This is a genomic window from Bartonella alsatica (assembly GCF_013388295.1).
GTDB classification, from domain to species: Bacteria; Pseudomonadota; Alphaproteobacteria; order Rhizobiales; family Rhizobiaceae; genus Bartonella; species Bartonella alsatica.
In genome coordinates this window covers 560,493-579,432 of record NZ_CP058235.1, presented here as the reverse complement: position 1 = coordinate 579,432, position 18,940 = coordinate 560,493, and the positions used below count along the sequence as shown (strand labels likewise).

Below are 18,940 nucleotides of genomic sequence, written 5' to 3'. Positions count from 1 at the left end.
TTTGTAGAAAGAGGATATTTTTAACGTTTTTTTGCCTCTAATAGAGAGGTTTTAAGAATTATGGTTAAGAAAATATCGGGAAGAAGATTAAACTCACATCATATAGAATATAGAAAATTAGCAAAAAGCGCTGAGCTTGGTTTTGTCAGTCGTGGTTAATCGATTGGATTGGTTAATCAACTAGAACAGACTAATTTTACGCTTATCTACGTGTTTCTCGTGATGGACAAGATACAGAAAATCAAAAATTTGGGTTGTTAGAATATGCTAACAAAGATGGCTTTGCACCACTTCATATTGAGGAAGAAATTGCAAGTAGAGGAAAAGATTGGCGTAAGCGTAAACTTGGTGCTTTAATTGAAAAGGCTGAATGTGGTGATGTGTTACTCACACCGGAGTTTTCTCGTATAGCTGGTTCTTCTCTTGCTGTTTTAGAAATTCTCAAAGCAGCCAGTGAACGTGGTTTAATTGTGCATATAACAAAACAAAACCTTATCATGGATGGAAGTTTACAAAGCGATATCATTGCAAACGTATTGGGTATGGTATCACAAATTGAACGGCATTTAATTCAAACACGCACAAAAGAAGCCTTAAATGTTGCTCGTCAACGAGGAATAAAACTTGGCCGGCCAAAAGGAAGTAAAGCCAGTTCGCGCGATTTTTTTTGGAGGTGGAACTCCTTCTTTATTATCTCCATCTAATATTTTAAAAATAGGAGCAGCTATACATAAGCACTTTAAAATAGCATCTAATTGTGAATTTTCTTTTGAAATTGAAATAAAAAGTCTGACCGAGGAAAAAGTAATTGCTATGAAAGAAATAGGGGTTACACATCCACGCTTTGGTCTTCAAACTTTTAACCACGAATGGAGAAAGCTCTTTAATCTCACATCTACATACGAACATATTAAGTTTGCTGCTAGTATATTAAATGCGAATTTTAAGTATGTACTTTTTGATATATTGTACGGTACGAATGGACAAGACGAAGAAGAAATCATTAAAGATCTCGAAATGGCTGTATCTCTTGGTACATCTAATATAGATATATACCTAATTGACAATATTGTAACTCAAGTAAAATTGCATAAAGCTATCAAAAATCGTGATTTAGGTTTTACTACAGCAACAAGAAAATTTTCTATGAATATGCTAATAGATGCTTATATGAGAAGTAAGGGATTTATGCCTCATAATGGTCATGGTTATATTCGTACCCCAAATGTGACCTCTGATATAGTTACGGATGAATATAGTTTTGTGTATCATGAGCATGTTTATGGATATTCAGATTTTGATTTGCATGGTTTTGGAGTAAATGCTGTAACATCAATACGTGAACACGTAATAACAAATTTTTCTAATCGTAATGCTTACATTACAGCTGTTAATAGTGAAAAAATGCCCGCAAATATTAGTAAGCACTCTCCAATTCTAGATGAAATAAAGCCAATCATTCTACACCTACCTTATCATGGTTTAGTGAATAAATCTTTAATAAAAATGGATTTTGTGCCTAAAAGTATTTTTTCTAAATTAGATATTCTTTTATCCAATGATCTTATAGTGGAAAATAATGACTCCTGGCAACTTACAAAACTAGGTTGGTATTGGTATATTAATATTATGTTTTGGTTGATGCCAGAAGAAGATCAACGTATTTTAAAGGCATTTATTGCAAAAAAACTGAATGAAACAGGTAGATTTATAGCTAAAAAAGAACTTGTGTATGTATGATAATATTCTGTTTTTTATAATAAAATAAAAATATTATTTTAAATTCTTGTATCAAAATGCGGATTTCTTTAAACGTTTTTTTTGAAATTCATATTACCAATTGTATAAAAGACGCGTAACTTTAAGTGTAGAAAAGTTTAATATCGGAAAGCTGATATGAATTTATTTTTAAAAGAGAGTCCTTTAACTCTTTTTTCCTCTCTCTTTATTTCTAAAGTTGGTGATTATGCTTATGAAGTTGTTTTTGTTTTACTGGTCTTAGAATTAACAGATAACACCTTTTTTATAGGTCTTGTGTATTTTTTTCGATTTATCCCTTTTCTCTTTTTTGGCCCTATAGGAGGTTGGTTAGCGGATAATTTTTCTTTGAAGAAAAATATGATCTTCAGTGAATTGGTGAGATTATTCGCTTCATTATTCGTTTTTATAACCACTATAACAGGGACTGCACATATTATTGTTCTTATTTTCGCAGCAATATGCACAACCATAGGAAGAAGTATTTTCCAACCAAGTTTTCAAGCTGCTATTCCCAGAATGTTTTCAGAAAAGGATCTGACAAAGGCAAATAGCCTTGCACAAATTATAGAGGAAACTGCATCCGTCATGGGTCCTTTGGTATGTTCTCTACTGCTTTTTTTAGCCAATAAATCGGCAGTACTCATTTTTGATTTTTTTACCTATTTTATATCTATTATCGTGTTGTTTAATCTCATGAATTTAAATTCAAATGAGAAGAAACCATTCAATTTTATAAATATTTATCGAGAAACGGCTTCCTATCTTAAATATATTTCTAAAGAAAATAATAATTTACTTATTACGCTTGTTGGCTCGTCGTTTGCTATTCTCTTTACTGGTGCAATTTTAAGATTTTTAATTCCAGCTTTTGTGCTTTCTGTGGGTGGAGAGGAAAGCCTTGTGAGTTATATTTTTTCTCTCATGGCTGTTGGAACTATTGTCGGTGGTTTGTTATATCATAAAATTATATTCAAGGTTACATCTTTGAAGCTTATGGTATTTTGGCTTCTTTATGGGGTTATTCTGTTTGTTATGCCCTTAGCTGCAGAACTTTATTTAAATCTAATTTTAGGGTTAGCCCTTGTTTTAGGATTTATTGGTGCATTTGTGGATATTAGTTTAGTCTCAGCTATTCAATTATACTCTCGTCGTGAAGATTTTGGTAAGAGTTTTGGAACTTTTTCAACTTTAGCGAACTCTGCGGAAGCAATGTCTGGCTTTATTGCTGGACTTTTGGCACTCGTGGGATTGTTAAGCTCCTTTTTAGCGATGTCTGCCTTCATTATTTCCACTGGAATGATTGGCGTTGTAAAAATTAAGAAAAATAAAGAGTTAACACCTCTTAACACGACAGTAGATGATGATCATTGACATATTTGATATCTACATGCAGTAGAAAATAGAGCAGTAGTGAAATTCAAGCATTTATAAATGTTGGTTTGTCACAGAGCCGTATTGCTAAGGCATTAGAAGTTAGTGTAAATACTTTGCGTTTATTTATTGAACGTAGAAATATTAAGTCTACAAAAATTAAGCCTATCATTACCATGCCAAGAACATTGGAAAATTAAGATAAATTGCGCCAAGTTGATAGTTCTTTTCCATGACGTGACGCATTAAAGTATGTTTATTATTTACGTACAAAATACGTAATAAATAAATGATATTTATTTATTGTTTATTCGCTAAATAAGGAATATCTTAATACCTGTGATTACTATGTGTTCAACAAAAGGTGGTGTTGGAAAATCCACATCTATAGCTTATTCTTTTATAGGTATTAGCTCACTCATTAAGTAAGGAGTTTTACTAACTGTCCGTTTTTCTTTAACAGGTCTATTGCTAATTTATCAAACGAAACAAACGTCTCACCACCTAGCCAATTTCCCTCATAAGATATAATTCCATCAGCAAAATCACCACCAGCCTCTAGAATAGCAAGCCCTGCTTCAACAGCTGGTCTATTCATTACTATATTACTGGTTGCTAGCAGATCGCGTAACATTCCAGCTACATCTTCTTTTGATAGTCTTGCACCTCGGCGAAGTATCCAAACAAGTTCGCATAGACAAGGTAGAGAAATAGCTATGAGAGAAGCTTCTCTTAAAATCTTACTTGCTACCTCCCCTTGCTCTTTATCATCTTGTAAAACAGCACGAGCTAGAACATTTGTATCTACAGAAATCTTCATTTTTTTCCAGCCCAACTAGAAGCTGTAATTTCGTTCATTTCTTCAATGGTTAGAGGTTTTTTTAGTTTTCCAGAAAATCGTCCAATAAAGCTCTCAATAGTGCTTGTGGGTTGTGACGCTTTTATACGAAGTTCACCACCTGGTAGTTTATCAAAGTCAATCTTCTCACCTGGTTTAACACCAAGATGCTGTAGTAAATCTCGCTTCAGCGTAATTTGTCCTTTTGCTGTAACTGTTAATGAAGGCATAAAAAATTCCTCTTACTATATAATTATCCAACATATATAAAAGTAATGTAAAAATCAATTACACTTAAGAAACGAAATTGTGAAATAAACTCATTTGCATACTGGAATGTGCGCACCAGATTATACCTTATTTGAAATTAATAATATATAAATATTTATTACATATTTTGTACGTAAATAATAAATATTTACAAAATAAATAAATGTTATTTATTTGGTGTTTATTCATTGAATAAGGAATATCTTAATGCCTGTAATTACTATGTGTTCAACAAAAGGTGGTGTTGGAAAATCCACAATGGCATTAGTATTAGCTAACGTTTTTGCTAAAGCTGGATCTAAGGTGAAATTAATTGATGCAGACCCAAATCAACCACTTGTGACATGGATGAAAAGATCTGTAGATACATCGCCCAAAAATATAGAAGTTTCTGGAGATATTACAGAACAGAATATTGTTTCTTGCATTGATGATGCTGTAGAAAAGTTTCCATTTGTTATTGTTGATCTTGAAGGCTCTGCTAATCTTGCGGCTTCTTTTGCTATAGGGAGAGCGGATTTAGTTTTGGTTCCTATGAGAAAAAAACAACTTGATGGAGATCAGATAGGAAAGATCATTGCTTTAATAAAACAACAGAGTCAGTTTTTTAAAAGAGAAATACCTTTTCGTATCGTATTTTCTATGACCAATACCTTAAACAGTCGCGAAGGACAGCATATAGAGAAAACGTTAGAAAAAGCTAATGTTCCTATTTTACCTGCTTCATTAACTGAAAGAGGAGCTTTTAGTGCTCTTTTTCAGATAGGGGGGTCGCTCTTTGATTTAGCATCTTCTGATGTGAATAATCCTCAAGCAGCACAAGAAAATGCAACGGTTTTTGCTAACGCTGTTGTGAAGGTATTAGATAATGAAAATTTATTAAAGGACAAAGTAGCATGACAAAAAGAGCTGAAATTGTATTACCGGATCTTGAAAATTTACAACCGTTTACAAAAGCACAAAAAGTAAATGAACAAGTTTTAGGTGAGATAGGTCAAAAAAATGGCTTTACAACACGTCATAATGTAGAAACAAAACGTGGTAGTGGACGTAGAAGACGTAGCTTAAAAACAGCACGATTAACACTTGCACTTGAACCAGAAGTAAGAGACAGTTTTTGGTCTTTAGCAGACGAACTTAATGAAGATGGTGGTGATTTTCTTAATCGTCTTATTGAAAATTACGTAAATAGTAATAAAATAGAAAATACATAATATTTATTTATTATTTACGTACGAAATACATAATAAATATTTTATAAATCAGCTGAACAATATTCCACAACTAGAGTTGCCCACAATCCACTACGTGTCATGATGGACAACTCTAGTTATGGAAAATTGTTGTTTTTATTAAGCTTGCTTACTCGTATAGGTTGGTCACTACAGTGCTATATGGGGGCGCGTTCTCTTCCCTATATGTCGCTTCGCTACGATTTTTAGAATGAGAGGCTTTCCGCCTCTCAAACTCTCCGGAACGCTCACCAAAATCATGAGATCAGATCCGCATTTAATGAGAGGACTAACAAGTCTTGGTTCTTAGTGTCAAGGAGACCATTACAGGGCGCCTTACGGCGTCCTTGACAAAGAACTCATAACGGTTTGTTTTGTCCCTCTCACGCGGCTCCGAAATCATGATTAGAAGGGAGGAGCTTATAGGGTGGGCTTTAACAGCTTACTTGTAATCTATTTATATCTGTATATACATTATGGATAGGTTTATTGGGATAGGTAAGGCCGCTCAAGTTTTGGGTTTATGGAAAATCGGCTGTTTACAATGATGTCAAAATTTATGGCAATGCTGCTCTTAAGGAAAAGAAAACATTTCGTGATGATGTTTGTAGTAATGATGCAATTAGTGAAAAAGCAGCGTAAATAACGGCGCGGGGGTGCCTGCTTTTTAAAAAGAAAGAAACCGTATGTTACATTAAACGCTAAAAAAAATTATAAAATTGAAATAATTATCTATGTAGGTATATAAATAATCGTAAATAAAACGTATTATGTAGCTATAGAGCGTTTTATAGATAAAAATATTGGAGGGGGTAATGGACACTCTGTCTACTAATAAATTAAATAAAAAAGAGAAAAATCCAAATTCCAAACAATCAATTTTAATAACTATAATGCGTAGAGTGTTTTCTATCGTTTATAAAATATTACATAAGATATTGAAAATTTGCCTTTTTTCCCTTTTCCTTTTTCTTTTGCTTATTCGTAAACCGGTTATTATTTTAACAGAGTTTATAGCAGGGGGGAGTTTGTTAGTGTTATTTATTTTTTTTACTGGGTATGTAGCGGGTTCTGCACCTTTTGAACACCAAACAGCAATGGTTATTGGTTATATAGTTTTGATATTTCTAAGTTTAGCTGTCAATTGGGGGTACGATACGCTCCTATTACGGTTAGCTCCTCCCGATTCTGATCTTATGCTTTTCAAGTAAAAGCTTATTAGAGAATGTTCGTCAAGCTCTCCAATACGATAGAATGGTACTAACAAGAGCTAGTACAAAGAGGATGTATTTTAGGTTGTTTCTGTTTTAAAGCTTGCGCTAAATCATAATTTGTTTGCATAGCTAGCCAAGCACGTGCAGTACTCACACCAGCCATTTCAAGCCTAATAGCGAGATTTGGACTAATAGCAGCTTTCCCATTTAAAACCCTAGAAAAAGCTACACGAGACATACCAAGCCGTTCAGCTGTTTCGGTAACAGATAAACCAAGCTCTACGATTACATCTTCACGCAAGAGTTCTCCAGGATGTGGAGGGTTTTTCATCATTTTTTAGCTCTCCTTATTCAATGATAATCTAGATAATTAACTAATTCGACATCTATACCAACAAAACGGAATATTACACGCCAATTTCCATTTACAGTAATTGACCAATACCCTTTGGGGGAGAGCAACGACAGTTTTTAGCAAACTTAAAAAAGAACAGCTCGAGGTTGAGCAATCACAAAAAGAGTTGAATGTTTCTTCAAAAGCAACAGAAAAAGCTCCATACCTTGCTGCTTATATAGATAATTCTAATTTAGAACAGAAAGCGCTAAGCGCTCTTAGGAATGAAAAATCTTATGTTAATATGTTTAAGGAGTTAAACAGTCGTTTAGCATTTATTTATAAAGATCCACAAGAGGTTGCCCTTAGGATTGAACAAACGATTTTAGCAGGAAAAGGCGATAAATTATCTGATATTCTGGAAAGGGAACCTGATAGAGCAGGAGAACTGCGTGGGTCAGATCGTTTTATCGATAAACTCAAATCTACAGGAAAAGAACGAAAAGAAGCGCTTTCTCATGTTTCTCGTACTATTTCTTCTATTGAAAAGCTTCAATCCCTTTATAAGAATTCTTATGAGACACATATAAATAGGCTTACACGGGAGTGGGAGCGATTGAAAGTTGAAGTTCCCTCGCTTTCACAAGAAGCAGTAACTTTTATGAAAAATGTTGAAGCTGGTCGTGATAGTTATTCAAAGATACCAGAGCAGGTTAATAAAGAATTTTCAAAGCTTCAAAGTGCTTTAGATAAACGTTTTGGACAGGATGCCATTCATAAACAAGACTTTGACTTGTCAAAAGCGATACCTCAAAACCAGCGTCATGATAAAAAGCTTGTAAATGAGCTTCAAACGGCTGTTAAATTTTTGCAACAGAGACATGTGGAAGAGCAAAACAATGCGATAACGCAAACGAAGTCAAAAGATGTCATGAAGTCGCGTAAAAAAACTTAAAGCATAGAAATCTTATTTTTGTAACTCATTTGGGCTATAAATAGGAAGGTAACTAAAGGAGGTTTACTATGAGTGTATCCGTAGATTCAAAAGATGTCGTTCGCGCACGTATAGATAAGCATTTAAAAAAAGAAGCCCATGAAATATTAGCTACTCTAGGACTTACGGTGTCTGATTTTATACGGATTGCTTTAACTAAAGTCGTCAATGAAAGGGGATTGCCATTTGATATGTATGTTCCTAATGCGGAAACACTTGAGATTTTTGAAAAAACTGATAGGGGCGAAGATGTTTTTTATGCGGAAGATATGGACGACTTGTTTAAAAAATTAGACATTTAATTATGCGTTCAGGTTGATTTACACTGTTAGTGGTGATCATGTTTATTTTGAACGTACAGGAACGCATTCTGATTTGTTCGATTAACTTAGACTGTTTTTAAAAAAGCGTCTCGGCGCTTAAAGGGATCATAGTAAATTTCTGTCACACGGAATTTTCCTTCGAGGCGTTTACATTGAATGATGACATCAATCATCGAGATTAATAGGCCACGGATATCTTCTCGTGCTAAATTCCCACCCCCTTCACTTTCTTTCACAAGCAGAGTCATTTGTTCAAAGGCTGCAAGTGCTGTGGAGGCATGAACCGTGGTGATTGAACCTGGGTGACCGGAATTGATATTTCGGATATAATAAAAAGCTGTACCATCACGCAATTCTTGCAAAAGTATTCTATCGGGGCGCATGCGTAATCCGGATTCAAGCAGTTCTTTTGCGCCTGCTTTTGCTAGTCCTTGGTTGTCTTTTGAGTAAAAGAGTTGCACTTTATTTGAATGCGGAACAACAAGTTCTGAAGTATCTTCTATGGTGAGAATCCGTTCATAGTCAGGGATTTTTGCAATTAAAGCTTTAGAGAGTGTGGTTTTACCCGAACCGGTTTTGCCAGAGATTAAGATATTTTGTTGTGTGATAACTGCTCTTTCTAAAAAGGTGCAAAAATCTTTAGCGATAAAGAGATCTGTTAGCTCTTTGTCTGTATCAGAGAGTTCGGATAACCGTTCTGTCATTTGTTGCGTGGGTGTGAAACTGGTGTTTTGGGCGACAGAGAACAGATTGTTTTCGTGTAAACTTTCAAGAGAAAAAGTGCGTGATGAAGGTTTACGAATTGTCATACTGATTGTATTTGGTGCGACTGCTGGAGGCATAACAATTTGTATGCGTTCATTGTTGGGCAGTGTTGCGGAGAGGACTGGATTTTCTACACTAATCTTCTGTGTTGTATAAGCCGCGACGACTTTTGCAATCCCTTCTAATTCACCATATGTTAAATCTTTAAGGATGTGGGTTTGCCAACCATTGGGGCCTTCAACGATCACTTCACCAGGGCGATTGATAACAATTTCGAATAAATTGTCGTCATTCAGATAGTTCTCTAATATTTTTAATTTCGTTAAGACGATGGAAGCGCGTTCTGTATTTTTCGCTGTGGCCATAATTTATTTGTGCTACCTTTGAGAATGGTGAAAGAAATTTCTTGGAATAGAGCGAGGAAAAATGCCGTTCCTTCTTTCTTTGACGGCGAGTTTATACACGGATGAAAAGTCCAAATCTCTGGCCACGAAAATATTGACGAGTTCCCCTTGAAATTTTTCTAGGGTAGGGGGGATGTTGATTTGATTTTCAAGGGCAATACTGGCAGCATCTTTTCCTAAGTTGTTTGCTCCAGAGTTGTTTAAGCCGCCTGTTTTAGAATTGCTTTTCATTTTATTTGTTAATGTTGCTGTAGCGCTGTCAACAACTGAAAGCAGCAAAGCTGAACTAAAGCGTTCCCACCAATGCGTATTAATGTTGCCATCAAAACCGGCTCTACCTAAACTATCGGTTGCTGGTGAAGCAAGAGTGATGATGACACCATTTGGTGTTTTTGCCCTTGTCCAAAGAACAAAGAGGCGGGATTGTCCTTGTTTTATACCTCCTCTGTATTCACCAACCACTTGAGTTCCTTTATCAAGCAGAACAACGCGACCATTGTCAGAGAGGATATCACGGTTAATGATGCAGCTTGCAAAGCCAGGTTGGTCACTGTTTAATGCCGTTTCTAAGATACAGGGAATAGATGTTCCCATGGCGATGATAAAGTTTCTATTCCCAATGACTCCAGCTCTTGTACCTTCTATTCGTGTAGGTTGTAAAAGTGCGGAAAAATTTTGGGAATTCTCATTAGGAATTTCATTTGTACTACTATAATTATTGTTTCTTATTTGCTCTGAGTGAGATCTGGAGTCATTCGTAAAGGCTAAAACTGGAGAGCGTTGTGCGGCTTCAAGTAGTGGATCATTTTTAACCGTTATTTTAGGTGTTTCTGTTGGTATCGGTAATGTAATTTGAGCAATTTTTGCTTGTGGAGTAGAAGGCACTAATTCTAAAGGTGTGAGTGAATTATTAAAGTTTTGCGTTTGGTTTTTATGAGATTTTGCCGTGTCTTTTGTTATTGTTGGGGTTGAGAAGATATTCCAGAGCACATAAGCGCAAAATCCTACAAAGATTATCACGACAAATATTTTTGCTCCAAATGTTTTGGATATATTATTTCTGTTATCGTTAATAACGCCTCGATCTTCAATGATTACTTCATCACTCATATGTTAATTCCCCTCATTTCTATTTCATTCAAGATCTGATGCAATTTTGCGTTCAACAGACGGTGAAGTTGTTCCTGTTTTTGGATTTATGCCTTGGCGTTGATAGGCTTCATTGAAAATGCATAAAACATTTTTTCCATATCTTAGAGTGAATCTGGAGCCAATAGCATGGACAATGACCATATTGCCTTTGGTAGTTTTTGGAACAAGGGATTCAGTGCCGTCACTGCTTACAATATAGATAGCAGGAATTTCTTGATTATCTGGAAATGTAAATGTTGTTGTTTTGCCGTTGTCATACACGGATGATGGTTCAAGAGTGATAGAGCCTTGAGCAGAATAAGCCCAATTGCGTGGTCCATATTGTTCGTAAGCATCAAAGACACCATCAATTCGTTGTGCTTGTTTTTTTGTTTGTCTTAGGAGTGCTTCAAGCCTTCTTTGTTCTGCTTCGTCTTGAGGATAGCGGAATTTCACAAGGAAATAAGTTTCATTGCCTGCGGCGATTTCTCCATCTTTCACCATCAGTTCGAATTGATAAGAGCGCTTTGAGCCATCACGGCGTGTGGTGACAACTTGGAGATTGGTGATAGGTTGTACTTCACGGGCTTTGAGGAAAAGAATGTTTCCAGCTGGAGCGACTTCCCATGCGACGCTGTTGCCAATAGCGACATGGGCAATTTCTTCATTGGCGGAAAATTCTATTTGGACTGATGAGCGTATGGAGCCAATAATTTTTGTGACATTATAGGCATCATAATTGACAAAGCGAATGCGACTGTCGCTTAGAGCGCGTGTAGGAAAAACACTTGCATAGCCCCAATGCGCAGAAAAAAAGGTGATAGCGCTGAGAAAAAGAAAAAGGACTTTTTTTTTCATGGATCAGTTAACCACTTCTGGATCTGTTCTATATTCACTAACAATAAAGCCAAGAGGGTTTACCAAACGGTTTTGTACGGAGATGGGAGCATTGATATATTCAAAGGTAAGTGTTGCGACCCAATGGGTGATGGATTCTCTATTGTTTTCATTGTCACGGACGGTTTTGTAGTAACGCACCTGTGCGACATTTTGGTTGATGAAAGAGATTGATTTTATCGTTATTGTCGCGGTTGCGTGTTTATAGATTGTTTGAGGACTTTGCGGATTTCGAGCACCATACCATGTAGAAAATCTGTCCTGTTCTTCAGGAGAAGAGAGCAGGGAGACGGTTTGGAAATTGTGTTGTATTTCTTCGGTTGTAAAGCCTTCGCGGGAGCGGACGTATTTGGCAGCAAAGTAGCGTGTGATTGCTTCGTCGACGTTTGTTGGTCCTTCTTTTAGGGCTTCGACAACTTCGACAATTCCTGTTGAATTATCAACACGGATGACGAAGGGTTCGACGGTTTTGAGTGGTGTGAGTGTTATAACCGCAAGGGAGGATATGATGGCCACTATAACGGCTATACCAGCAATGGTCAGTGACACGCGGGTGATGCGGCGTGAGGCTAACATGCGATCTTGATCAAATAAGCGCGCTTCAGAGATATATTGCTCTAGGTCTTTTTCTTTCATGCTTTTTGACCACAATCTTTGTAGGATTCAATTTCTTCATCAGTTAATTTTTGTGCCAGAAGGGCTTTGAAACCATTTTTTTGAGGGGGTGGTTTGATGTCTGTGTTGTTACTGATGATGATAGGAGTGGGGGAGGGCGTTTTGCCTTCCCAATTCCACATTGATTTGTTTAATGGTCGCTTAGAATATCCATCGCATTTTGGTAATGACTTCAGGGTATTGGGTGAAGACATACAACCGTTTAAGAGAACGAGCGATAAAAATACCCCAATTATTTTAAATTCCCGCATTTGGTTGTATTAACCTCCTCGAAATTTTGATGCTAAATTTTTTAAACCTCTCCAGCCTCCACGACCTGCGGAAAGAATACCTTGACCAGCTAGTCTGCTAGAATGGTTAGCTAAATGCGTTGAGCTTGTAAGGGAAGCACCCCCAGCAGCTAAAGCAGAGGCAATTCCTGGTAAATGGATGAAAAGATAAATCCCACCAGTGCCAATAATCATGAATTGAATTACAGAAAACATAATATCTTTAATGTCACCTGAAAGGATATCTGTCGCAAGACTTACGTATACGTTACCAAGCAAAGTGACTAATACTTGTAAAATGATGAAATTTACGAGTTGTCCTAACCATGCTTCTGTAAAACGTCTTGTCGTTGAAAACATATAAAGGCTTATGAAAAGTGGTCCAACTGATATGACAAGAAATGAACCAAGTTTCGCAAACATTGTAACGATAAAGCCAATAGTGCTAAAAAAAGCAGCAATTAATAAACAGATTAAACCAGCAATCCAATTAACAATATACACCCCTATTTCAGTCCATCCGTTGTATTTATTTGCTGCATCAAAAACATGTGCAGAAGCATGTTTCATCATATTGTCCCAGACATTTTTATCTGAACTTGCTCCTTGGGTGACATTTGCAATAGCGTTAGGAAGATCAGTGAAAAATATGTCTTTGATCCAAGCGTTATATTGAGAGGCGTTTGTCGTAAGTGTAACAACGATAGCAAGTTTTACAGTTGTCGCTATAAAATCCCATAAAGGTATAGAAGAACGCCCATACATAATGTTGTAACCTATAAATGCAATATAGATTATACAAGACGCCGTAAGAGGAGCGGATAAAGAACTTGAAAGATAGTTAATGGTCTTATCCATTAAGTCCCCAAGAGTATTCATTAAACGGTCATCTATATCACTGTACGTAGGAACGTAATTCATTAACGACATTGAATATCCTTTTTATTTTTTTATAAAGATAACTATTGAGCGTTTTTTTCAGCTTCTTCTTTCTCTTTTTGTACGGCTTTAACGCGCTCTTTTGCTTCTCGTTCCTCTCGTCTTTTATTTATTTTCTCTAGAGCTTTTTCGTAATTTTCGTCAGCTTTTTTACGTTCTTCAGTTTCAAGTTCCTTAGTGGCTTGTCGGAAATTTTGACAATTTTTAGAATTATCAAAAGATGTACATTTCCGTTGAAATTTTCTTATTAAGTTTTCATTTTTTTTAAGTTCTTCTACGCTGTAGGTTTTTTCGCAACCAACAGTGATAAGTCCTGTGCAAAGTAATAATGCTGATATGATGATCTTGTTCATATTCAATTCCCTCTCTTTAATTTTTAATGACCACGGATTTTTCGTGCATAGTCTTGGTATCTTTTACTAGTTTCTTCTCTAATCCGTATTGCTTCAGCTTCAGATTGAGCTTGTTGAATCATAGACGTGGCTTGTGTTTGTAAAGCCTCTGCTTGTAATATTGCTTGTATAGCTGCTAATTGTGTTTGAGCGTCTTGAACTTCAGCAGCGGTTTTAGCATTTTTAAGTTTTTCAATGATCTTGCTAATGGCTTCTTTCTTTTTGTCGGCATCTTCGTAAACAGCTTGCCCTGTTGCTGCTTGTCCTATATTGCGATTGTGCAATTTTTCCACTTCTTGCTTGTAAAAAGCATCAACGGCTTCTTTTGATCCACTACCACCCGATGGTTCTTTATATAAAAGTTTTTCTTTCCATTTTTCAGTATTTCCGCTACCACCACCAGTGCCATCTATTGATTGTTCTAAATGATTAAAATCAGAGGGGAGAGCGCTATTGCTTCCTTGCTTGTTGAGCAATTCTTGCAATGCGGATAAATCAGGTTTTCCATTTAAAGAACTATATAATTGTTTCATTTGATCAAGTTGGTTCTTTAATTGGTCTAACTGTTGCGTGCCTTGTTGAATTTGTTGCATTATTTTACCCGCAACGGTTGGGTCGAATACAACTATGGCAAATGCATTTGTTTTTAAGCTAAGAGATATTGCACAAAGAGCTGTTGCCAAAAAAAGCCTTTTCATTGTTTTGACCTTTCTTGAAAAAGAGGTAGCCATTTTTCTGGAGATTCACCAACTTCATCCATAATGGTCTCTAGAAGTTCAATATTCTTTGTTGTGCCGCTTAAAATGGCTATTTCATCATCAAAACCCCGTAAATTCAGTTCGGCTACAACAGAACTTTGTCCTTGCTTGATGAGAAAACGCCGTGACTCCCTACTTAATTCTGTTTGTATGAGGTTAAATTCTCTGTCTGATAATTTAAAACCTTCTACATAATCAGCATGATTGCCCTTTTGATTAGGAAAATAAATCTGGGTTGGGCATTGTTCTATAATGGTGTGGGCAATGGTTGAATTGATGGCATCTTTCGGGGATTGTGTGGCAAAAAGCATCAAACCATTCTGTTTACGAATTGTTTTTAGCCTATCTTGCGCAAAGGCTTTAAAGGAATCATCTTCTAAGGCTTTCCAGAATTCATCAATGACAATGATAATGCGGCGCCCATCAATCAAAGAAAGAATTCTATGAAAAAGATACATCATTAATGGTGGACGAATTTCATCATTGTCCAAAAAGTCCGTCATATCATAGCCAATGAATTTTGCATCAATGCCAATGTCATCATCAGGATTGTCAAAAACCCATCCTAATGCATTGCCGCGACACCATCTCTCTAAACGCCCCGCTATGCCCTCCCTATGGGTGGTATCAAAAAACATTTGTAGGGCGGAAATCGTGCGTTGCTCTCTAGGCAATAAGGCTAATTGGTCAACCGCCGCAGAAATATCTTGTCTTTCGGATTCACTCATCGCTTGACCCTCTGCCGAAACAAGTTTGGTAATCCATTGTCGTAGAAAGACTCTATCTGCTGGATTGTTATAATCTAAACCCTTCAGTGGGGCTATGCCTGTTGGTTGACCATTCTTCAACGGCATATAAGTGCCGCCGCCCGCTCTCACAAAAAGTTCTGCTCCACGATCTTTGTCAAAAAAGATCATATTGGGATCATGTTTTTGAAGTTGTGCTAAAAGAAAATTAACAATAACAGTTTTACCAGAACCAGAGGGACCACAAACAAACGTGTTGCCTAAATCACCAAAGTGAAAATTAAAATAGAACGGTGAACTAGCCGAAGTTTTCATCAATGCGACTGCTGGCCCCCATACGTTTCCATCTATCTTGCCAACCGGAAAGGAATGAAAAGGAGAAAGGGCGGCATAGTTGCGGCTTGTTATCGCTCCAGAGCGTGTGCGATAGGCATAATTCCCTGGAAGCTGTGCCCACCAAGCAGCGGCAAGCCCAAGATCTTCCCGTGCAATAACTGCACCACCGTCTGTGAGACGAGAACGGGCTTTGGCAAGATTATCAGCTAACTTTTGCGGCGTATCAGAAAAAACTGCCAATGATAAGTGATGTTCACCTAACACAAAACGGTTGGATTCAAGATCGTCTAATGCATCATCCAATTCTAGAATTTGTGAACCGGCGCGGTCTCCAGCATTGACCATTTGGTTTTGTTTGCGTCCCATAATCTGCTTGGCAATGTTTTTGCTTTTGAAGATAAAAGATTGGGTGAAAATAAATTCAAAGGGAAGGGTGAGCAAACCATCCGCCATGCCTACCCTAGTTTTTGCTGGATATTCTTTCCAACCAAACATGGCCGCAAAACGCTGTCCCGCCTCGGTGCGTATTTCTATGATCTCTTTCCCAAAAATGAGACGGTCTGAATAAACAGTCGAAGCTATCGTCCCCCAGGTGAGGGGGATATGTTCACGACGACCTCCCACTAATTGATGGATAAACTCACTTTGCTGCGAATAAATATTACCTTCATATTCATAAAGGCTCAGTCTTCTTGCTCCATAGCGCTCTAAGTTTTGAATAAGATCTGTCGTAATATCTTCAAGTTTACGAACGGATTCTGCATCAACTTCTGTCTTTTCTTGCTTGGCTTTGCCTAAACGTTTGAAAAACTCCGCTAATTTATCCGTCTTATCAACGTGTGGATTCCACAAAATTGAAAGATAAAGATCATTGCGATAAAGCTCCTGAGAGATCATTCGTTCACGATATTTATCATTTAACTGCTTGGCAAATGCAGAGCTAAAAGTGCCATCCGGATAGACTGTTTCACGCTTTCTGATGATATGGCTGTAAATGGCTATGCGTTCATCAGAAATGTTTTTAAACAGGTTATTGAGTTGTTCGTGAAACACATTTAAATCAGCAATATCAGCCGTTTCAAAATTAATACCTTCAAGTTGAATGACCGTCATAAGAGCGCGAGATTCCAATGCGATAACATGTTTGTTAACATGACGCACATAAGGAATAATGGATTCTGGCTGTTTTTCACGTTTGCGCTCTGCTGTCTTCATTATAATTCCTCATAATTACGAATTAATCGTAATGGAGAAATACTTCCCCCACCCCATAAACTAGAATTTCTGGCAAAAATAGATGTCTTTTGCCATGTCAGAAGAATACGAAATTTGTTATGGTCGTGTTTGAGAATTTCCTTGAAGATAAAATGTCCAGCAATGCCAAAGGCGATAAAAAAAATATTGCCTGTCATAATAAACAATATCAGTGTGCCCATGGCATTTAACCCCATAGCTTCCACTGTTACACCTGCAATCATTGCAGGGCGCGTGCAAGCAAGGAATAATGTATCTTCTGTTAGCTTATCGCGTTCTTTCATGATTTTAAAATGCCGGAGAAAATCAATTAATTAGAAAGCATTGCAACAATTTGCGGAGCACCAAAGACAATGCCGATGCCAACACAAACGAAGAAAGCTTTGCGCATTTCGATATAACCAGCAATCCAAGCAAGCCCAACACCAGCAACAGCAATTGTTGCAATTGCTTTTGCAATGGGTCCTGTTAAAGCCTTTACGACTTTATCAAGAACACCTTGAATTTTTCCGAAGTCTTGTGCAAATGCTGGCTCACTGAGTGCTATATAGGCAATCAATAGCATAAAAGCTGTGGTTAACCATTTTTTTTGAGTATTTGAGAAGGTTAATTTTTGTAAAGAACGCCCATAAATGGACAGACAACGAATTTTCAACATGAAAATTCTCCCCCTTTCCGCTATTTGTATTAAAAACGCAATTCATAAATTAAAAAAAATTTTTTTTCTACTGTTTTATAAATCGGTTGAACAATATTCCACAACTAGAGTTGCCCACAATCCACTACGTGTCATGATGGACAACTCTAGTTATGGAAAATTGTTGTTTTTATTAAGCTTGCTTACTCGTATAGGTTGGTCACTACAGTGCTATATGGGGGCGCGTTCTCTTCCCTATATGTCGCTTCGCTACGATTTTTAGAATGAGAGGCTTTCCGCCTCTCAAACTCTCCGGAACGCTCACCAAAATCATGAGATCAGATCCGCATTTAATGAGAGGACTAACAAGTCTTGGTTCTTAGTGTCAAGGAGACCATTACAGGGCGCCTTACGGCGTCCTTGACAAAGAACCATAACGGTTTGTTTTGTCCCTCTCACGCGGCTCCGAAATCATGATTAAAAGGGCTTTAGCAGGCGTTTAGGTGAAAAAACTGAGAAAAATATAAGCTATTATTTAGTAAAATCTTCTATATTGATTTGGTATTCATCGGATGGAATATCGAGTTTAGCAGAAGACGGTTTCATTTGATATTCCTTCATAAAAGCAATTTTCTCTCTCCTTTGAAGAATAGAATAGGATTTACCCAATATTGATTAGGCAATTTTGGTTTCAGAATTCCTTTTTGTATAAGTTCTCTTAAACTGTTGTGAAAAGTTCTGTCGACCATATCGCGCTTTTTTCCATTTATACTCCCATCAAACCAAATTAAGGTAACGCTGCTGGGGTTTTCGTTTGTCGATTTATTAGATTGGTATTCTTCTAAAACTATTATCAAAGCACGATGGCCTGTACGAGATAAATTAAAAATTACTTGAATGCCATCAGCAAATATTTCTATAAAATTTTCTTTCTTTATTTTTTCTGTGACGTGAATTATAGGTACAACCTCTATTTTATCAGTGTCAGCGTTGATAAACTTTTGTTGTATAATGCACGTTTTAACAATTTTATTATCAGCAAATATTTCAGAATTTTTAAGAAAAGGATTTTCATACGGGGAATATTTTTACTTTCGCAAGTTTATTTTATCCATTTTGATTGTCTGTTGAATTTTTTATCACCTGTTACGACTTAAGAAACTTCTTCTTCGCAAAAACAAAAGTAATATTAACACTTTAGCGAATACAGATTACCATTTTTGAGATTCGATTTATTATTTTAATATGGCAATTGTATTACCATAAATGACTGTTAGTATATCAGCTAAACAAAGAAAGCAAACCGTTAGGCACGGTCAGAGTCTTTTCATTAATGATATTGTGGTTTTTATTAAGGATCAAGAAGAGCAGATTCTTGTCAATGTGGCGCTAATTTTTGA

Annotated in this window: 21 protein-coding genes and 4 pseudogenes; 9 read left to right on the top strand and 16 right to left on the bottom strand. The window is 36.6% G+C overall.

The window, feature by feature from the left end:
- Positions 1 to 194: 194 nt before the first annotated feature.
- From HWV54_RS02415 to HWV54_RS06925, 4 genes and pseudogenes are all read left to right on the top strand, one after another.
- Positions 195 to 653: pseudogene (locus HWV54_RS02415) on the top strand (recombinase family protein); the annotation flags it as partial.
- Positions 625 to 1,740: a radical SAM protein gene (locus tag HWV54_RS02410; protein ID WP_156785826.1), complete on the top strand. Its 1,116-nt coding sequence runs from the start codon at positions 625 to 627 to the stop codon at positions 1,738 to 1,740. The pseudogene HWV54_RS02415 and the gene HWV54_RS02410, both read left to right, overlap by 29 nt.
- Before the next feature lie 156 nt (positions 1,741 to 1,896).
- On the top strand, positions 1,897 to 3,132 hold the full coding sequence (locus tag HWV54_RS02405; protein ID WP_005864553.1) for an MFS transporter: 1,236 nt from the start codon (positions 1,897 to 1,899) through the stop codon (positions 3,130 to 3,132).
- 41 nt (positions 3,133 to 3,173) lie between these two features.
- A pseudogene (locus HWV54_RS06925) lies at positions 3,174 to 3,332 on the top strand (recombinase family protein); the annotation flags it as partial.
- A gap of 221 nt (positions 3,333 to 3,553) precedes the next feature.
- On the opposite strand, the gene HWV54_RS02400 reads toward HWV54_RS06925, so the two are convergent.
- Both HWV54_RS02400 and HWV54_RS02395 read right to left on the bottom strand, forming a co-directional pair.
- Positions 3,554 to 3,952 (bottom strand): type II toxin-antitoxin system VapC family toxin, encoded by a 399-nt coding sequence (locus tag HWV54_RS02400; RefSeq protein ID WP_004857195.1) that lies wholly within the window; start codon positions 3,950 to 3,952, stop codon positions 3,554 to 3,556.
- On the bottom strand, positions 3,949 to 4,200 hold the full coding sequence (locus HWV54_RS02395) for an AbrB/MazE/SpoVT family DNA-binding domain-containing protein (protein ID WP_005864558.1): 252 nt from the start codon (positions 4,198 to 4,200) through the stop codon (positions 3,949 to 3,951). Before HWV54_RS02395 ends, HWV54_RS02400 begins: the two co-directional genes overlap by 4 nt.
- A gap of 247 nt (positions 4,201 to 4,447) precedes the next feature.
- Between HWV54_RS02395 and HWV54_RS02390 the strand changes: the two genes are divergently transcribed.
- The 3 genes from HWV54_RS02390 (at position 4,448) to HWV54_RS06920 (ending at position 6,683) form a co-directional block, all read left to right on the top strand.
- Positions 4,448 to 5,140 (top strand): ParA family protein, encoded by a 693-nt coding sequence (locus tag HWV54_RS02390; RefSeq protein WP_005864560.1) that lies wholly within the window; start codon positions 4,448 to 4,450, stop codon positions 5,138 to 5,140.
- The gene (locus HWV54_RS02385) at positions 5,137 to 5,454 is read left to right on the top strand and encodes a hypothetical protein (protein ID WP_005864561.1); all 318 of its coding nucleotides are present in this window, start codon (positions 5,137 to 5,139) and stop codon (positions 5,452 to 5,454) included. The genes HWV54_RS02390 and HWV54_RS02385 overlap by 4 nt, the downstream gene beginning before the upstream one ends.
- A 1,052-nt stretch (positions 5,455 to 6,506) precedes the next feature.
- Positions 6,507 to 6,683: a hypothetical protein gene (locus HWV54_RS06920; RefSeq protein ID WP_245256311.1), complete on the top strand. Its 177-nt coding sequence runs from the start codon at positions 6,507 to 6,509 to the stop codon at positions 6,681 to 6,683.
- 49 nt (positions 6,684 to 6,732) lie between these two features.
- Here HWV54_RS06920 and HWV54_RS02375 read toward each other — a convergent pair whose 3' ends face one another.
- Entirely contained in the window at positions 6,733 to 7,020 is a 288-nt protein-coding gene (locus tag HWV54_RS02375; protein ID WP_005864567.1) for a HigA family addiction module antitoxin, read from the bottom strand.
- 17 nt (positions 7,021 to 7,037) lie between these two features.
- A pseudogene (locus tag HWV54_RS02370) lies at positions 7,038 to 7,136 on the bottom strand (type II toxin-antitoxin system RelE/ParE family toxin); the annotation flags it as partial.
- On the opposite strand from HWV54_RS02370, the gene HWV54_RS02365 reads away from it, so the two are divergent.
- Both HWV54_RS02365 and HWV54_RS02360 read left to right on the top strand, forming a co-directional pair.
- Complete coding sequence (locus HWV54_RS02365) at positions 7,121 to 7,975, top strand: BID domain-containing protein (protein ID WP_005864569.1); 855 nt, start codon at positions 7,121 to 7,123, stop codon at positions 7,973 to 7,975. The pseudogene HWV54_RS02370 and the gene HWV54_RS02365 sit on opposite strands and share 16 nt — an antisense overlap.
- Before the next feature lie 68 nt (positions 7,976 to 8,043).
- Positions 8,044 to 8,316 (top strand): type II toxin-antitoxin system RelB/DinJ family antitoxin, encoded by a 273-nt coding sequence (locus HWV54_RS02360; RefSeq protein WP_005864571.1) that lies wholly within the window; start codon positions 8,044 to 8,046, stop codon positions 8,314 to 8,316.
- Between the two features lie 86 nt (positions 8,317 to 8,402).
- On the opposite strand, the gene virB11 is transcribed toward HWV54_RS02360, so the two are convergent.
- From virB11 to HWV54_RS06915, 12 genes and pseudogenes are all read right to left on the bottom strand, one after another.
- The gene (gene virB11, locus HWV54_RS02355; protein WP_005864573.1) at positions 8,403 to 9,467 is read right to left on the bottom strand and encodes a P-type DNA transfer ATPase VirB11; all 1,065 of its coding nucleotides are present in this window, start codon (positions 9,465 to 9,467) and stop codon (positions 8,403 to 8,405) included.
- Positions 9,468 to 9,479: 12 nt separating this feature from the next.
- The gene (gene virB10 / locus HWV54_RS02350) at positions 9,480 to 10,616 is read right to left on the bottom strand and encodes a type IV secretion system protein VirB10 (RefSeq protein ID WP_005864575.1); all 1,137 of its coding nucleotides are present in this window, start codon (positions 10,614 to 10,616) and stop codon (positions 9,480 to 9,482) included.
- 24 nt (positions 10,617 to 10,640) lie between these two features.
- Complete coding sequence (gene virB9 / locus HWV54_RS02345; protein WP_005864576.1) at positions 10,641 to 11,495, bottom strand: P-type conjugative transfer protein VirB9; 855 nt, start codon at positions 11,493 to 11,495, stop codon at positions 10,641 to 10,643.
- 3 nt (positions 11,496 to 11,498) lie between these two features.
- Complete coding sequence (locus tag HWV54_RS02340; RefSeq protein ID WP_005864578.1) at positions 11,499 to 12,170, bottom strand: VirB8 family type IV secretion system protein; 672 nt, start codon at positions 12,168 to 12,170, stop codon at positions 11,499 to 11,501.
- Positions 12,167 to 12,460 carry a hypothetical protein gene (locus HWV54_RS02335; RefSeq protein WP_005864579.1) on the bottom strand — a complete coding sequence of 98 codons (294 nt, stop codon included), beginning with the start codon at positions 12,458 to 12,460 and terminating at the stop codon, positions 12,167 to 12,169. Before HWV54_RS02335 ends, HWV54_RS02340 begins: the two co-directional genes overlap by 4 nt.
- Positions 12,461 to 12,469: 9 nt before the next feature.
- Positions 12,470 to 13,408: a TrbL/VirB6 family protein gene (locus HWV54_RS02330; protein WP_005864580.1), complete on the bottom strand. Its 939-nt coding sequence runs from the start codon at positions 13,406 to 13,408 to the stop codon at positions 12,470 to 12,472.
- Between the two features lie 32 nt (positions 13,409 to 13,440).
- Entirely contained in the window at positions 13,441 to 13,770 is a 330-nt protein-coding gene (locus HWV54_RS02325; protein ID WP_005864582.1) for an EexN family lipoprotein, read from the bottom strand.
- A gap of 23 nt (positions 13,771 to 13,793) precedes the next feature.
- Positions 13,794 to 14,507: a TrbJ/VirB5 family protein gene (locus HWV54_RS02320; RefSeq protein ID WP_005864583.1), complete on the bottom strand. Its 714-nt coding sequence runs from the start codon at positions 14,505 to 14,507 to the stop codon at positions 13,794 to 13,796.
- Positions 14,504 to 16,864, bottom strand: coding sequence for a VirB4 family type IV secretion/conjugal transfer ATPase (locus HWV54_RS02315; protein WP_005864585.1), 2,361 nt, complete (start codon positions 16,862 to 16,864; stop codon positions 14,504 to 14,506). The genes HWV54_RS02320 and HWV54_RS02315 overlap by 4 nt, the downstream gene beginning before the upstream one ends.
- Positions 16,864 to 17,187 (bottom strand): VirB3 family type IV secretion system protein, encoded by a 324-nt coding sequence (locus HWV54_RS02310; RefSeq protein WP_005864586.1) that lies wholly within the window; start codon positions 17,185 to 17,187, stop codon positions 16,864 to 16,866. The genes HWV54_RS02315 and HWV54_RS02310 overlap by 1 nt, the downstream gene beginning before the upstream one ends.
- A gap of 26 nt (positions 17,188 to 17,213) precedes the next feature.
- A complete protein-coding gene (locus HWV54_RS02305; protein WP_005864588.1) occupies positions 17,214 to 17,561 on the bottom strand; it encodes a TrbC/VirB2 family protein in 348 nt (115 codons plus the stop codon).
- A gap of 510 nt (positions 17,562 to 18,071) precedes the next feature.
- A pseudogene (locus HWV54_RS06915) lies at positions 18,072 to 18,655 on the bottom strand (hypothetical protein).
- Between the last annotated feature and the right edge of the window lie 285 nt (positions 18,656 to 18,940).

Excerpts from the sequence above, each read along its gene's own strand:
- HWV54_RS02405 (WP_005864553.1), top strand. The coding sequence starts at position 1,897 with ATGAATTTATTTTTAAAAGAGAGTCCTTTAACTCTTTTTTCCTCTCTC.
- HWV54_RS02400 (WP_004857195.1), bottom strand. The coding sequence starts at position 3,952 with ATGAAGATTTCTGTAGATACAAATGTTCTAGCTCGTGCTGTTTTACAA.
- HWV54_RS02395 (WP_005864558.1), bottom strand. The coding sequence starts at position 4,200 with ATGCCTTCATTAACAGTTACAGCAAAAGGACAAATTACGCTGAAGCGA.
- HWV54_RS02390 (WP_005864560.1), top strand. The coding sequence starts at position 4,448 with ATGCCTGTAATTACTATGTGTTCAACAAAAGGTGGTGTTGGAAAATCC.
- HWV54_RS02385 (WP_005864561.1), top strand. The coding sequence starts at position 5,137 with ATGACAAAAAGAGCTGAAATTGTATTACCGGATCTTGAAAATTTACAA.
- HWV54_RS02375 (WP_005864567.1), bottom strand. The coding sequence starts at position 7,020 with ATGATGAAAAACCCTCCACATCCTGGAGAACTCTTGCGTGAAGATGTA.
- HWV54_RS02360 (WP_005864571.1), top strand. The coding sequence starts at position 8,044 with ATGAGTGTATCCGTAGATTCAAAAGATGTCGTTCGCGCACGTATAGAT.
- virB11 (WP_005864573.1), bottom strand. The coding sequence starts at position 9,467 with ATGGCCACAGCGAAAAATACAGAACGCGCTTCCATCGTCTTAACGAAA.
- virB10 (WP_005864575.1), bottom strand. The coding sequence starts at position 10,616 with ATGAGTGATGAAGTAATCATTGAAGATCGAGGCGTTATTAACGATAAC.
- virB9 (WP_005864576.1), bottom strand. The coding sequence starts at position 11,495 with ATGAAAAAAAAAGTCCTTTTTCTTTTTCTCAGCGCTATCACCTTTTTT.
- HWV54_RS02340 (WP_005864578.1), bottom strand. The coding sequence starts at position 12,170 with ATGAAAGAAAAAGACCTAGAGCAATATATCTCTGAAGCGCGCTTATTT.
- HWV54_RS02335 (WP_005864579.1), bottom strand. The coding sequence starts at position 12,460 with ATGCGGGAATTTAAAATAATTGGGGTATTTTTATCGCTCGTTCTCTTA.
- HWV54_RS02330 (WP_005864580.1), bottom strand. The coding sequence starts at position 13,408 with ATGTCGTTAATGAATTACGTTCCTACGTACAGTGATATAGATGACCGT.
- HWV54_RS02325 (WP_005864582.1), bottom strand. The coding sequence starts at position 13,770 with ATGAACAAGATCATCATATCAGCATTATTACTTTGCACAGGACTTATC.
- HWV54_RS02320 (WP_005864583.1), bottom strand. The coding sequence starts at position 14,507 with ATGAAAAGGCTTTTTTTGGCAACAGCTCTTTGTGCAATATCTCTTAGC.
- HWV54_RS02315 (WP_005864585.1), bottom strand. The coding sequence starts at position 16,864 with ATGAAGACAGCAGAGCGCAAACGTGAAAAACAGCCAGAATCCATTATT.
- HWV54_RS02310 (WP_005864586.1), bottom strand. The coding sequence starts at position 17,187 with ATGAAAGAACGCGATAAGCTAACAGAAGATACATTATTCCTTGCTTGC.
- HWV54_RS02305 (WP_005864588.1), bottom strand. The coding sequence starts at position 17,561 with ATGTTGAAAATTCGTTGTCTGTCCATTTATGGGCGTTCTTTACAAAAA.